Genomic DNA, 13,127 nt, shown 5'->3' on the forward strand with positions numbered 1-13,127 from the left:
AGAGACCACAGAGCACAGGAGACAAAGAACATGCATCCCTATCCCGACAGACGCCAGGTCCTCGCCTCGGCCTGCGCGTTGGCGTTCGGCGGCACGTCCGCCCTCGCGTGGGCGAGCGACTATCCGAGCAAGCCCATCGAGCTGATCGTGCCGGTGGCGGCAGGCGGCGGCACCGACATCGTCGGGCGGGCCTTCTCCGAGGTGGGCAAGAAGTACCTGCCGCAGCAGCCGATGATCGTGGTCAACAAGCCCGGCGCGAGCGGCGCCATCGGCACGGCGGAGCTGATCAACGCCAAACCCGACGGCTACAAGATCGGCATCGTGATCTGCGAGCTCACGATCATTCCGAACCTGGGCATCACCAAGTACACCGCGGCCGACCTGCGCCCCATCGCGCGGCTCAACGCCGATCCGTCGGCCATCACGGTGCGGGCCGATGCGCCCTGGCAGACGATCGAGGAATTCATCGCCGACGCGCGCAAGCGCAAGGACCCGGTGTCCATCGCCAACGCGGGCGTGGGCTCCATCTGGCACATGGCGGCGGCGGCGTTCTCTGAAAAGCTCTCGCTGCCCGTGAACCACGTGCCTTTCCTGGGCGCGGCGCCGGCGGCGGTGGCGCTGCTGGGCGGGCACGTGGATGCCCTCGCGGTGAGCCCGGGCGAGGTGGCGCCGCACGTCGCCGCCGGCAAGATGCGCACCCTGGCCGTGATGGCGGACCAGCGGGTGGGCGGGCTGTTCGAGAAGGTACCGACTCTCAAGGAACGCGGCATCGATCTCTCCATCGGGGTGTGGCGCGGCCTGGCGGTGCCCAAGGCGACGCCGCCGGACATCGTGGCGACGCTCGGCACCGTGGCGGCCAAAACGGCCGACGACGCGGCGTTCCGCGAGGTGCTGGCCAAGTCCAACCTGGGCTGGGCCTATACCGATGCGGCGGCGTTCCAGAAGGTGATCGACAAAGACCGCGCCTTCTACGCCGAGCTGGTGCCCCGGCTGGGGCTGCAGAAATGAAGCGGCTCGCCGGAAAGACCGCGGTGGTCACCGCGGCGGGGCAGGGCATCGGCCGGGCCACCGCGCTGGCCATGGCCCGCGAGGGCGCCCAGGTGTGGGCCACCGACATCCGGACCGACCTGCTGGCCTCGCTGGACGGCACGGACGGCATCCGCACCGCGGTGCTCGACGTGCTCGACCGGGCCGCCATCGACGCCTTCTTCGCCACGCTGGAGCGGATCGACGTGCTGTTCAACTGCGCGGGCACGGTGCATGCCGGGACCGTGCTGCAGGCGAGCGATGACGACTGGACGCTGGCGATGGACCTGAACGTGCGCTCGCAGTTCTGGACGATGCGGGCCGTGCTGCCCCGCATGGTGCAGGCGGGCTGCGGCAGCATCGTCAACATGGCGAGCGTGGCCAGCTCGCTCAAGGGGCTGCCCGGGCGCTGCGTCTACGGCGCGAGCAAGGCCGCAGTGATCGGGTTGACCAAGTCGGTCGCGGCGGATTTCGTGGGCGCGGGCGTGCGGTGCAACAGCGTGTCCCCCGGCACGGTGGACACGCCCTCGCTGGCCGATCGCATCGCCGCCACGGGCGATGCCGAGAACGCCCGCCGGGCGTTCGTGGCGCGGCAGCCCATGGGCCGGCTGGCGACGGCCGAAGAGATCGCGCCGCTGGTGGTGTTTCTGGCCAGCGACGAATCCTCGTTCGTTACGGGCCAGAATTACGCCATCGACGGCGGCATCACGCTCTGAAAGCGCACGGCGGAACCCGCCGTCAAACCGCCAGTATCCCCGGCAGCAGGCCCCGGTCCAGCCGCTGCCGCCACCACTTGAGCGCCTCCCCCATGTGGTCCGGCCACCAGGCGAGCCAGAAGGTTTCGTCGGGCCGGGGCTCCTCCACCTGCAGCTCCACCAGCACGCCGGTCTCCAATTCCACCCGCACGCAGGCGCGCGGCACGAAGCCGTGGCCGAGGCCAGCGGCCTGGGCGGCTATCTTGGCCTGCATGTTCGGCACGGTGATGCGCCGCTGGCCCGAGAGCAGGCCGACGGTGCGGTCGGTCAACTGCCGCGCGCCGTCGCCCACCACGATGGCGGTGTGTTCCAGCAGGTCGGCGCGGGTGAGCGGGCGCCGCAGTTGCGCCAGCGGGTGGGTGGCCGTGGTGCAGAACGCGAAGGCCAGGCTGCCGACGGCCACGGCCTTGTAGCCGCCGCCGGCCGGGCCTTCGCCGGCGGCCACGATGATGTCGGCGCGGCCTTCGCGCAGGGCCTCCCAGGTGCCGGTCAGCGCTTCGCTGGCGATGCGCAGGCGCGTGCCGCAGTCCAGGTCTTCGAAGGCGCAGATGTCGGGGTTGAAGGCTGCGGTGGGAATCAGCGAGTCGTGCACCAGCCGCACTTCCGATTCGAAGCCGGTGGCGATCTGGCGCATGCGCGATTCCAGTTGCCGGGCCGATGACAGCAGCCACCGGCCTTCGCGGATCATTTCCTGGCCGGCGGGCGTGAGCGCGATGCGCGGGCCGTTGCGGGTGAAGAGCGCGAAGCCCAGCTGCTCTTCCAGCTTGGCGACGGCGTACGAGATGGTGGAGGGCACCTTGTGCAGCCGCTCCGACGCGCCCGCGAACGAGCCGTGGCGCGCGATGGCGTCCACCAGTTCGATGGCTTCCAGGGTGAGTTTCAGCATGGCCAGGCCCGGGTGGTTTGCATCATCGAAATTATCGATGATGAATGGCCAAACGTTTCAACCTGCGGGGACTTCTGGCGCGGGATACTTCTTCCATCGCAGTACGCAACGCCAGGGAGCAGCGATCAGAAAGGCTCCCGGCGTGCAGTGTGAATTCCATCGAATCAGCAAAGGAGAAATGACATGCTCGACATCCGCAAGGCCCAACACCGCGGCACCGCCAACCACGGCTGGCTGCAGTCCCGCCACACGTTCTCGTTCGGCCACTACCGCGACGCGAACCAGCAGGGCTTCTCCGATCTGCTGGTGATCAACGACGACCGGGTGACGCCGTCCAACGGCTTCGGCACGCACGGCCACCGCGACATGGAGATCTTCTCGTACGTGCTGGAAGGCGCGCTGGAGCACAAGGATTCGATGGGCACGGGCTCGGTGATCCGCCCGGGCGACGTGCAGATGATGAGCGCCGGCAGCGGCGTGCAGCACAGCGAGTTCAACCATTCGGCCAACGCGCCGGTGCACTTTCTGCAGATCTGGATCGTGCCGAACGAGCGCGGTGCCCAGCCGCGCTATCAGCAGGTGCATTTCACCGAGGCGGACAAGCGCGGGCGGCTGCGCCGGATCATCTCGCCGGAAGGGGCCGACGGCTCGCTGGCGGTGCGGCAGGATGCACGGGTATATGCCGGGCTGTTCGACGGTGACGAATCCGCCGAGCTGGCGGTGGGCCCGAACCGCCATGTGTACGTGCATGTGGCACGCGGCAGCATGGAGGTGAACGGCGAGCGCCTGGACGCTGGCGACGGCGCCCGCATCCGCAACGCCGGGCCGCTGCACTTCGCCCGGGGCGAGGACGCTGAGGTGCTGGTGTTCGACCTGCGGCCGAACGAGCTGCCGACGATGCCGTACTGAGGGACAACGTGCAGGCGGGTCGGCTGCATCCCGCCTCAGGATGAGGGCGCCGCAGGCGACTCCAGCGGAGCCGTATTCAGGGAGAAGCCAACGTCTCGACTTCCACCGCGCAGTCGTAGAACGTCGGCGCCGCCCCCAGGTCCGTCAGCGCCTGCCCCGTCACCTCGTTCACGTTCGTGCCCTGCAGGCCGAACTTCCGCCACCAGATGCCCAGGCCGTGCACCACGCCCGAACGCGCGCGGCCGTTGAGCGCCACGCGGCAGGCGTAGCTGCCGCGGTCGTTGAACACGCGCACGGAGGTGCCGTCGGCGATGCCGCGCGCGGCGGCGTCGTCCGGGTGCATCTCCAGCAGCGGCTCGGTTTCGATGTTGCGCAGGCTCGTGACGTTCACGAAGGTGGAGTTCAGGAAGTTGCGCGCGGGCGGCGAGATCATCGCGAGCGGATAGCGCCCGCCCGGCTGCGCGGGCTCGCGGTTGGGCAGGTAGTCGGGCAGCGGATCGAACCCCTGCGCGGCCAGCCGCTCGCTGTGGAATTCGCAGCGGCCCGATGCCGTCGGGAAGCCGCCTTCCGCGAACGGCGCATCGGGAATCGCCAGCGTGGCGAAACCCGTATCCAGCAACCGCTGGAAGTCCACATGGCCGCCGTAGGCCTGTCGGCAGAGGTCTTCGTCGCTATCGGCGAAGCACGGCTCGGTGAAGCCCATGCGCGCGGCCAGTTCGCGGAACACCTGGGTGTTGGGCCTGGCCTGGCCGAGCGGCGCCACGGCCGGCCGGTTCAGCAGCACGTCGGTGTGGCCGTACGCCACCTGGATGTCCCAGTGCTCCAGCTGCGTGGTGGCGGGCAGCACGTAATCGGCGTAGTCGGCCGTGTCGGTCTGGAAGTGCTCCAGCACCACGGTGAACAGGTCGTCCCGCGCGAAGCCGCGCACCACCTTGGCGGATTCCGGCGCCACGGCCACCGGGTTGCTGTTGTAGACCACCACGGCCTCGACGCGCGGGCCGAACTCCGGGGATGCGGCGCGCAGCAGGTCGTCGCCGATGGTGGACATGTTGATGGTGCGCGGCCGCACGCCCGCGGGGATCAGGTCGGGCCGGTGCAGCGCCGGCCGCTGCACGGGGAACTGTCCCGAGCTGGAGAGCAGCAGCCCGCCCGCACGGTGCCGCCAGGCGCCCACGAGCGCGGGCAGGCAGGCCACGGCGCGCGTGGCATTGCCGCCGCCGCGCGCGCGCTGCATGCCGTAGTTGAGGCGGATGGCGGCCGGCCGCGTGGTGCCATAGTCGCGCGCCAGTTGCCGGATCTGCTCCACCGGCAGCCCGCAGACCGCCGCGGCGCGCTCGGGCGGCCAGGCCAGCGCGCGCTCGCGCAGGCCGTCCCAGCCCACGGTGTGGCGCGCGATGTAGTCGTGGTCCAGCCAGTCGTTCGTGATCAGTTCGTGCATCAGCGCCAGCGCCAGCGCGGCGTCGGTGCCGGGCAGCAGTTGCAGGTGCTCGTGGCACTTGTCGGCTGTCTCGGTCTTGCGCGGGTCGATGCACACCAGCCGGGCGCCCGCGCGCTTGGCCTGCTGCGCATAGCGCCAGAAATGCAGGTTGCTGCCGATGGAGTTGCTGCCCCAGATGAGGATGAGTTGCGACTCCGCGAAATGCTCCACCTTCATGCCCACCTTGCCGCCCAGCGTCTGGTTCAGCCCTTCGCCGCCCGCGGCAGCGCAGATGGTGCGCCCCAGCAGCGAGGCGCCCAGGCGGTGGAAGAACCGCCGGTCCATGCTCTCGCCCTGCACCAGGCCCATGGTGCCGGCGTAGCTGTAGGGCAGGATGGCCTGCGGGTCGCGCGCCGCGATGGCCGAGAGGCGCGACGCGATATCCGAAAGCGCCTCGCCCCAGCCCACGGGCTCGAATTGCCCGCTGCCCTTGGGGCCGACGCGGCGCAGCGGCGTCAGGATGCGGTCGGGGTGGTTGGTGCGCTCGGCATAGCGCGACACCTTGGCGCAGAGCACGCCGTCGGTGTGGCCATGGGCCGGGTTGCCCTGCACCCTCACGGCCACGCCGTTCTCCACGGTGGTGACCAGGGCGCAGGTATCGGGGCAGTCGTGGGGGCAGGCGCCGCGCACCTGCAGGAGCGCGCCGGACGGCGCTGGAGTGTGCGAAATGGTTTCCATCGTGGGCATCGGGCGGGACGGGGCGATACACTGCGCGCGCAGGCGGACTGGGCAGGTACTGCGCGGTCTTTCCAGGGTTTCAACAACACCGGGGCCGGATCTGCCGCAAGCCGGCTGTCGAGCCCCAAGGGGGGATTTCACCATGAAGCAGGCAGTTCTGGGGCGCAGGCGGTTTTCCATCGGCCTGGGGATGGCCGCGGTCGCGGGGCTCGGGCCGGCGCGCGCGCAGTCCGAAGGGCCCATCGTGCTCGGCCAGTCGGCGCCGTTCTCCGGGCCGTCCGCCCAGTTGGGCGTGCAGTTCCACGCGGGCGCGAAACTGTATTTCGACGCCCTCAACGCCCAGGGCGGCATCGGCCGGCGGCCGGTGGAGCTGCGCACCCTGGATGACGGCTACGAGCCCGACCGGTGCGCGGACAACACCCGCAAGTTCATCGAGCAGGACGTGCTGGCCCTCTTCGGCTACGTGGGCACGCCCACCAGCCTCGCGGCGCTGCCGCTGTTCAACCAGGCCAGGGTGCCCTTCTTCGCGCCCTTCACCGGAGCGGAGGCGCTGCGCCAGCCGTTCAACCGCCTGATCTTCCACGTGCGCGCGTCCTACAACGACGAGACGGCCGTGATCGTGCGGCAGCTCACCCATCTGGGGCTGCGCAGGATCGCGGTGTTCCACCAGGACGACGCCTACGGCAAGGCGGGCCTGGACGGCGTCACCCTGGTCCTGGCGCAGGACCAGCTCAAGCCGCACGCCACGGCGACCGTGCCCCGCAATTCGGTGGACGTCGCCCCGGCCGTCGGCAAGCTCGTGGCCGCCCGCCCGGAGTCCATCGTGATGGTCACCACCTACGCGGCGAGCGCGGCCTTCGTGCGCGCGGCGCGCAAGGCGGGTTACGGCGGCACCTTCTACAACCTCTCCTTCGTGGGCACGCAGGCCCTGGCCGACGCGCTGGGCCGGGACGGCGCGGGCGTGGTCGTCTCGCAGGTGATGCCCTCGCCCTACCAGACCACGCGGCAGATCGCCCGGGAGTTCCAGGACGCGATCAAGAAGGGCGGCGACAAGGTGCAGGCCAACTATTCGAGCATGGAAGGCTTCGTGGCCGCCCGGGTGTTCGCCGAAGGCCTGCGGCAGGGCGGCGGCAGGCCCACGCGCGAGTCGCTCGTCGCCGGCCTGGAAGCCATCGGCACCGCGACGGTCTCAGGCTACCCGATCAGCCTCAGCAGCAGCAGCCACGCGGGCTCGCGCTTCGTCGAGATGTCGATGCTGACCGGGGATGGCCGGGTGATGGTCTAGGGCCTGCGGAAAGGCCCTAGGCCTCGAACTCCCGCGTCTGTGCCAGGCCACGCATGAAGGCCTCGCAGCGGGCGAGCTGCTTCAGGCTCACGTATTCGTCGGGCTGGTGGGCCTGCCGGATGCTGCCCGGGCCGCAGACCACGGTGGAGATGCCGGCGTCCTTGAAGAGGCCGGCCTCTGTGCCGAAGGCGACCAGCGTGGTGCCGGCCTCGCCCGCGAGGCGTTGCGCCAGGCGCGTGACGGGGTCCTGCGCGCTGCCCAGGAAGCTCGGGATCTCGCAGATGGTGTCGAAGGTGATGCCCGTCTGCGGTGCCACGGCCTGCATCGCGGGCTCCAGCGAGCGCGCATAGGCCACCACCTCGGCCTGCATGCGGGCCGCGTCGGCCGTGGGCAGGTCGCGGAACTCGTAGCGGAACTCCGCATCGCGCGGCACCACGTTGTCGGCGATGCCGCCGTGGAACTGGCCCACGCTGGCAGTGGAGAACGGCACGTCGAAGCCATCGAAGCGCGGCTCCTCGCGCTCGAAGCCCTCGGCCATGTCGCGCACGCGGCCCACCACGCGCGCGGCCATCTCGATCGCGTTCACCGAATGCGGCGTGAGCGAGGAGTGCGCCTCCTTGCCGCGCACGCAGCAGCGGTAGCGGTACACCCCCTTGTGCGCGATGGCCGGCACCATGTCGGTGGGCTCGCCCACGATGCAGGCGAGGGGCCGCACGCCGGCCTCGCGCAGGTCGGCGATGAGCTCGCGCGCGCCGAAGCAGCCCACTTCCTCGTCGTAGCTGAAGGCGTAATGGAGGGCGAAGGGCGCATCGCTTTCCAGGAACTGGCGCGCCTGCGACAGCGCGATGGCGATGAAGGCCTTCATGTCGGCGCTGCCCCGGCCGTAGAGCCGGCCGTCCTGCACGGTGGCCGAGAGCGGGTCCACGCTCCAGTCCTGGCCGTCCCAGGGCACGGTGTCGGTGTGGCCCGAGAGGATGATGCCTGCGGGCTTGCCCTCGCCCAGGGTGGCGAACAGATTGGCCTTGGTCTTGCTTGCGTCGTGCGTCAGCCGGCATTTCACGCCCAGCCGGCCCAGTTCGGACTGGATGAAATCGATGAGCTCCAGGTTGGACCGGTGGCTCACGGTGTTCATGCGCACCAGGGCCTGGGCGAGCGAGAGAGCGTGTTCGGACAGCATCGCGGGAGTGTGGAATAACCCTGTCTGGTGCGCGTGCGGAGGCAGGGCTAGACTCTCCGGACCAAGGAAGTACCCATTATGAAACTCATCGACTCCATCGTCACCGAGGCGGCATCCATCGCCGCCGTGCGCCGCGACATCCATGCGCATCCCGAGTTGTGCTTCGAGGAAGTGCGCACGGCCGACATCGTGGCCGCCAAGCTCGCCGAATGGGGCATCCCCATCCACCGCGGGCTGGGCAAGACGGGCGTCGTGGGCATCGTGCACGGCCGCGACGGCGGCGCCTCGGGCCGCGCGGTGGGCCTGCGCGCCGACATGGACGCGCTGCCCATCACCGAGTTCAACACCTTCTCGCACGCCAGCACCCACCCCGGCAAGATGCACGCCTGCGGCCACGACGGCCACACGGCCATGCTGCTCGGCGCGGCCCAGCATTTCGCGAAGCACCGCGATTTCGACGGTACCGTGTACCTGGTCTTCCAGCCGGCGGAAGAGGGTGGCGGCGGCGCGCGCGTGATGATCGAAGACGGCCTGTTCACCCAGTTTCCGATGGAGGCCGTGTTCGGCATGCACAACTGGCCCGGCATGCGGGCCGGCCAGTTCGCGGTCAGCCCCGGCCCGGTCATGGCCTCGTCCAACGAATTCAGGATCGTCATCCGCGGCAAGGGCAGCCACGCCGCCATGCCGCACATGGGCATCGACCCCGTGCCCGTGGCCTGTCAGATGGTGCAGGCCTTCCAGAACATCATCAGCCGCAACAAGAAGCCGGTCGATGCCGGCGTGATCTCGGTCACCATGATCCACACGGGCGAGGCCACCAACGTCGTGCCCGACAGCTGCGAGCTGCAGGGCACGGTGCGCACCTTCACGCTGGAGGTGCTCGACATGATCGAGCAGCGCATGAAGCAGGTGGCCGAGCACACCTGCGCCGCGCACGAAGCCACCTGCGAGTTCGAGTTCCACCGCAACTACCCGCCCACCGTGAACGCGCCGGCCGAGGCCGCCTTCGCGCGCCGCGTGATGGAGGGCATCGTGGGCGCGGGCAACGTGTCGCCGCAGGAGCCCACCATGGGGGCGGAGGATTTCGCGTTCATGCTGCAGGCCAGGCCCGGCGCCTACTGCTTCATCGGCAACGGCGAAGGCGCGCACCGCGAGATGGGCCATGGCGGCGGCCCCTGCACGCTGCACAACCCGAGCTACGACTTCAACGACGACCTGCTCCCGCTGGGTGCCACCTACTGGGTGGAACTGGCCCGGCAGTGGCTGTCGTCGCCGCGCCCCGCCACGGCGGCCTGACGCCCGGGCCCTGCCGCCGCCGGCCTGACGGGCCGGCCCGCGGCATGCCTCCGCACTGCACCCCGCCCCGGCAGCGGCGGCGGGCGCAGGCGCGGGCGGGCATGCCCACCCTGTACGCCTTTCCCCCAGGAACCTTCCAGGATGATCGACACCGCGCACGCGTTTTCCCCCACCTATGCGCAGGCCCGCGCGCAGTTCCTCGGCGCGGCGGCTGCGGCCGGCCTCGCGGTGGAGTCGCATCCCCATCCGCTGCCAGGCCGCGAAGGCGAGGCACTGGCGATGGACGTGGTGCGCGACGGCCCTGCCGATGCGCGCCGGCTGCTCGTCCTGAGCAGCGCCTGCCACGGCGTGGAAGGCCACTGCGGCAGCGGGGTGCAGGTGTTCGCGCTGCACGACGCGGCCTGGCGCGCGCGGGCCCGGGATGCGGGGCTGGCGGTGCTCTACATCCACGGGCTGAACCCGCACGGCTTCTCGCACACGCGCCGCGCCACGCACGAGAACGTGGACCTGAACCGCAATTTCCAGGATTTCAGCCGGCCCCTGCCGGTCAACGCGGCCTACCGCGATGTCGCGCCGCTGCTGCTGCCGGCGCAATGGCCCCCGTCTCCGGAGAACGAGCGCACCGTGGCCGCGTTCATCGCCGAGCGCGGCGAGGCGGCATGGCAGGCGGCCATCACCGGGGGGCAGCACGAGTTCCCCCAGGGGATGTTCTTCGGCGGCACCGGACCCACCTGGAGCAACCTCACCCTGCGGCGCGTGCTGCGCGCGCACGGCGCTGCCGCGCGGCACATCGCCTGGATCGACCTGCACACCGGCCTGGGGCCGAGCGGCCATGGCGAGCGCATCTACGCGGGCCGCAACGATGCCGCCGCCATCGCGCGCGCGCGGGCCTGGTGGGACGGGGGCGGCGCGACGCCGGTCACGTCGATCTACGACGGATCGGCAAGCTCCGCCTTCCTCACCGGGCTCATGTGGAACAGCGTGTACGACGAGTGCCCGCAGGCCGAAATGACCGGCATCGCGCTCGAATACGGCACCGTGCCCATCCTGGAGGTGCTGCACGCCCTGCGCGCCGACCACTGGCGGCACCTGCATCCCGAGGTACCTGACGGCCCGGCGGAAGCCATCCGGCAGCAGGTGCTGGCCGCGTTCTACACCGACACGCCGGCGTGGAAGGCACGTATTGTCGAGCAGGCGCGCGAGGCGCTGCTGCAGGCGGCCGACGGCCTGGCCGGCCGCCCCTGACGGCTGCCCGGCCCCATCCCGCCGGAGGGGTGCAAGGCACGGCCTACAGCGATTTTCGTGATGCGCCTGCCGCCATGGCGCGCGTGCCCCCTGGTTTTTTCGTGAATTCCTGCAAACAATGTCGAGACACCAACCACATCGGCAGTGACCGGGGCGGGAGAGGGCGCTCCGGAACACCACACGGCCGTTCACCGTGAAGGGAGGAGCACCCATGCAAGGGCAAGCAACAGGCCGCTGGACCATGGCGCGGCGTTTGATGGCGATCAACACGCTCATCTTCGCTCTGCTGGCGGTCGTGGCCGTCTCGATCTGGACCATGATGGAGCAGCTCAGCCACGATGCCGAGATCGTCCGCGCCTACAACGTTCCCCAGCTGCAGCGCATTGCCGAGCTGGAGCTGAACGTCACGCGGGTCTCGCTGCAGCTGCGGCACGCCATCCTCTCGCGCACTCCCGAGGAGCTCAACGCCACCCTGGCGGACATCGCGGAAAAGCGCGTCCTGCTGCAGAGGACGCTGAAGGACTTCGGGGACAACATGCTCTCCGACGACGGCCGCCAGGCCTACGCCCCGATCCCGGCGCTCATGGACGAGTTCTGGGCCACCGGCACGGACAACATCCAGCTCATCCAGGCCGGCCGCAGGCAGGAAGCGTTCGCCATGCTCGTGGACCGTACCATTCCCACGCGCAACCGCCTGCTGGCGCCGCTCGGGAAGGAAAAGGAGCGCCAGGGCGAACGCCTTTCCGCCCGCATCAACGACGTCCAGGCCCTGGCCAAGACCGACCGCAACCTCGCCACGATCGCGGTGCTGGTCGTGGCGGCCTGCCTCGCCGGGCTGAGCTGGTACCTGCGGTCCGTGGTGCGCCAGCTGGGTGCGGACCCGCCCGACCTCAAGCGGGTGGCGCTCTCCGTGGCGGGCGGCAACCTGGCCGTGGACGTTCCGGTGCGTGCGCGGGACGGCTCCAGCGTCATGGCGGGCCTGGGCACGATGCGCGACCGGCTGGCCTCGGTGGTGACCACCGTGCGGTCCAGCTCGGAGAGCGTTTCCTCCGCCAGCCGCGAGATCGCTGCAGGCAACCACGACCTGTCTTCCCGCACGGAGCGGCAGGCCTCTGCGCTGCAGCAGACCGCGGCGTCCATGGAGGAACTGGGATCGACCGTGCGCCGCAACGCCGACAGCGCGCGCCGCGCCAATGAACTGGCCCGGGCCGCCTCCAGCGTGGCCGCGGATGGCGGCACCGTCGTCGCCCAGGTGGTGGACACCATGAAGGAGATCCAGGACAGCAGCCGGCAGATCGGCGACATCATCGGCGTGATCGACGGCATCGCCTTCCAGACCAACATCCTCGCGCTGAACGCCGCGGTGGAAGCCGCGCGCGCCGGCGAGCAGGGCCGCGGCTTCGCCGTGGTGGCGTCCGAGGTGCGCACCCTCGCGCAGCGCAGCGCCACGGCGGCCAAGGAGATCAAGGAGCTCATCACCGGCAGCGTGGAGCGCGTGGGCCGCGGCAGCCAGCTCGTGGACCAGGCCGGGGCCACCATGACGGAGGTGGTCGCCTCGATCCGCCGCGCGACTGACCTGATGGGCGAGATCAGCGCCTCCAGCGCCGAGCAGAGCCAGGGCGTGGACCAGATCGCCGAAGCCATCACCCATGTGGACCACGCCACGCAGCAGAACGCCGCCCTGGTGGAGCAGATGGCCGCGGCGGCCAGCAGCCTGAGCACCCAGGCCGCCGAACTGGTGCGTGCGGTGGAGGTGTTCCATCTGCGGGGTTCGCCGGCTGCCGCCCCGCTGCATGCAGCGCCCGCCGCGCCTGCGGCCGCCTCTGCCCGGGTGAAGCCGGCAACGCCCCACAGTCCGGCGGCGGTGCCGGCCCCTTCCTCGGCGCGGGCGGTGCAGCCGCCGCGGTCCGTGCCGTCCCTGCCCGGCCGGACGGCGGCCAAGCCGCCGGCCGCCTCCACCCCTCCGGCGCCCGCCGCCCGCCCGGCCCCGGCCGCCAGCTCCGCCGCGGGCGGTTCGGACGACTGGGAGATGTTTTGACGGTGCCGTCTAAGAGCCTGTTTACGATCTTCGACACAGCAAAGCCAAGAATGCCAAGTGGACGAACTGCAAGCTGGTGTTGAGCAACCTCTCGCAGTTCTTCCATAAACGCCTGTTCTTGTCCAACCAGGCAAAGCTGCGCTCCACCACCCAGCGCTGAGGCATCACCTTGAACGCGTGCAACTCGCTTCGCTTGGCGATCTGAACGGTGACGTGCTCGCCCAGGATCTCTTGCACGCCCAGGGCGAACGGCTTGCCCACGTAGCCGCTGTCGCACAGCAGGCTTCGCACCCTGCCCAGCGCAGGTTGGCAGCGCTGCAGCGCCTGCAAGGCTCCTTTGCGGTCCGTCACTTCT

At 70.3% G+C, this 13,127-nt stretch carries 11 protein-coding genes; 7 read left to right on the forward strand and 4 right to left on the reverse strand.

All coding sequences use genetic code 11. The features are described 5' to 3' along the window. The first annotated feature begins 30 nt into the window (after nt 1–30). Both BLR05_RS08770 and BLR05_RS08775 read left to right on the forward strand, forming a co-directional pair. Complete coding sequence (locus tag BLR05_RS08770) at nt 31–1,008, forward strand: Bug family tripartite tricarboxylate transporter substrate binding protein (RefSeq protein ID WP_092833771.1); 978 nt, start codon at nt 31–33, stop codon at nt 1,006–1,008. After that, the gene (locus BLR05_RS08775) at nt 1,005–1,742 is read left to right on the forward strand and encodes an SDR family oxidoreductase (RefSeq protein ID WP_092833774.1); all 738 of its coding nucleotides are present in this window, start codon (nt 1,005–1,007) and stop codon (nt 1,740–1,742) included. The genes BLR05_RS08770 and BLR05_RS08775 overlap by 4 nt, the downstream gene beginning before the upstream one ends. A gap of 22 nt (nt 1,743–1,764) precedes the next feature. Here BLR05_RS08775 and BLR05_RS08780 read toward each other — a convergent pair whose 3' ends face one another. Continuing rightward, nucleotides 1,765–2,667 (reverse strand): LysR family transcriptional regulator, encoded by a 903-nt coding sequence (locus BLR05_RS08780; RefSeq protein WP_092833776.1) that lies wholly within the window; start codon nt 2,665–2,667, stop codon nt 1,765–1,767. Between the two features lie 183 nt (nt 2,668–2,850). On the opposite strand from BLR05_RS08780, the gene BLR05_RS08785 reads away from it, so the two are divergent. Further along, complete coding sequence (locus BLR05_RS08785) at nt 2,851–3,576, forward strand: pirin family protein (RefSeq protein ID WP_092833778.1); 726 nt, start codon at nt 2,851–2,853, stop codon at nt 3,574–3,576. 76 nt (nt 3,577–3,652) lie between these two features. On the opposite strand, the gene BLR05_RS08790 is transcribed toward BLR05_RS08785, so the two are convergent. Then, entirely contained in the window at nt 3,653–5,731 is a 2,079-nt protein-coding gene (locus BLR05_RS08790; RefSeq protein WP_092833818.1) for a molybdopterin-containing oxidoreductase family protein, read from the reverse strand. A 142-nt stretch (nt 5,732–5,873) separates the two neighbouring features. On the opposite strand from BLR05_RS08790, the gene BLR05_RS08795 reads away from it, so the two are divergent. Next, nucleotides 5,874–7,016, forward strand: a complete 1,143-nt coding sequence (locus BLR05_RS08795) for an ABC transporter substrate-binding protein (RefSeq protein ID WP_092833780.1) — start codon at nt 5,874–5,876, stop codon at nt 7,014–7,016. A 16-nt stretch (nt 7,017–7,032) separates the two neighbouring features. On the opposite strand, the gene argE is transcribed toward BLR05_RS08795, so the two are convergent. Beyond that, a complete protein-coding gene (gene argE / locus BLR05_RS08800; RefSeq protein ID WP_092833782.1) occupies nt 7,033–8,193 on the reverse strand; it encodes an acetylornithine deacetylase in 1,161 nt (386 codons plus the stop codon). A 78-nt stretch (nt 8,194–8,271) separates the two neighbouring features. Between argE and BLR05_RS08805 the strand changes: the two genes are divergently transcribed. The 3 genes from BLR05_RS08805 to BLR05_RS08815 all read left to right on the forward strand — a co-directional run bounded on the left by BLR05_RS08805 (nt 8,272) and on the right by BLR05_RS08815 (nt 12,772). Continuing rightward, a complete protein-coding gene (locus tag BLR05_RS08805) occupies nt 8,272–9,489 on the forward strand; it encodes a M20 aminoacylase family protein (RefSeq protein ID WP_092833784.1) in 1,218 nt (405 codons plus the stop codon). Nucleotides 9,490–9,630: 141 nt separating this feature from the next. Continuing rightward, nucleotides 9,631–10,734 (forward strand): M14 family metallopeptidase, encoded by a 1,104-nt coding sequence (locus BLR05_RS08810; RefSeq protein ID WP_092833786.1) that lies wholly within the window; start codon nt 9,631–9,633, stop codon nt 10,732–10,734. 211 nt (nt 10,735–10,945) lie between these two features. Then, nucleotides 10,946–12,772, forward strand: coding sequence for a methyl-accepting chemotaxis protein (locus BLR05_RS08815; protein ID WP_092833788.1), 1,827 nt, complete (start codon nt 10,946–10,948; stop codon nt 12,770–12,772). Nucleotides 12,773–12,793: 21 nt separating this feature from the next. Here BLR05_RS08815 and BLR05_RS08820 read toward each other — a convergent pair. Further along, on the reverse strand, nt 12,794–13,127 hold a 334-nt coding region (locus BLR05_RS08820; protein WP_143015873.1), incomplete at its 5' end, for a transposase.

Source organism: Paracidovorax cattleyae (assembly GCF_900104515.1).
Lineage (GTDB): Bacteria > Pseudomonadota > Gammaproteobacteria > Burkholderiales > Burkholderiaceae_C > Paracidovorax > Paracidovorax cattleyae.

What these genes read in the sequence shown, in the direction of transcription:
- BLR05_RS08770 (WP_092833771.1), top strand. Translation starts at nt 31, where the DNA reads ATGCATCCCTATCCCGACAGACGCCAGGTCCTCGCCTCGGCCTGCGCG.
- BLR05_RS08775 (WP_092833774.1), top strand. Translation starts at nt 1,005, where the DNA reads ATGAAGCGGCTCGCCGGAAAGACCGCGGTGGTCACCGCGGCGGGGCAG.
- BLR05_RS08780 (WP_092833776.1), bottom strand. Translation starts at nt 2,667, where the DNA reads ATGCTGAAACTCACCCTGGAAGCCATCGAACTGGTGGACGCCATCGCG.
- BLR05_RS08785 (WP_092833778.1), top strand. Translation starts at nt 2,851, where the DNA reads ATGCTCGACATCCGCAAGGCCCAACACCGCGGCACCGCCAACCACGGC.
- BLR05_RS08790 (WP_092833818.1), bottom strand. Translation starts at nt 5,731, where the DNA reads ATGGAAACCATTTCGCACACTCCAGCGCCGTCCGGCGCGCTCCTGCAG.
- BLR05_RS08795 (WP_092833780.1), top strand. Translation starts at nt 5,874, where the DNA reads ATGAAGCAGGCAGTTCTGGGGCGCAGGCGGTTTTCCATCGGCCTGGGG.
- argE (WP_092833782.1), bottom strand. Translation starts at nt 8,193, where the DNA reads ATGCTGTCCGAACACGCTCTCTCGCTCGCCCAGGCCCTGGTGCGCATG.
- BLR05_RS08805 (WP_092833784.1), top strand. Translation starts at nt 8,272, where the DNA reads ATGAAACTCATCGACTCCATCGTCACCGAGGCGGCATCCATCGCCGCC.
- BLR05_RS08810 (WP_092833786.1), top strand. Translation starts at nt 9,631, where the DNA reads ATGATCGACACCGCGCACGCGTTTTCCCCCACCTATGCGCAGGCCCGC.
- BLR05_RS08815 (WP_092833788.1), top strand. Translation starts at nt 10,946, where the DNA reads ATGCAAGGGCAAGCAACAGGCCGCTGGACCATGGCGCGGCGTTTGATG.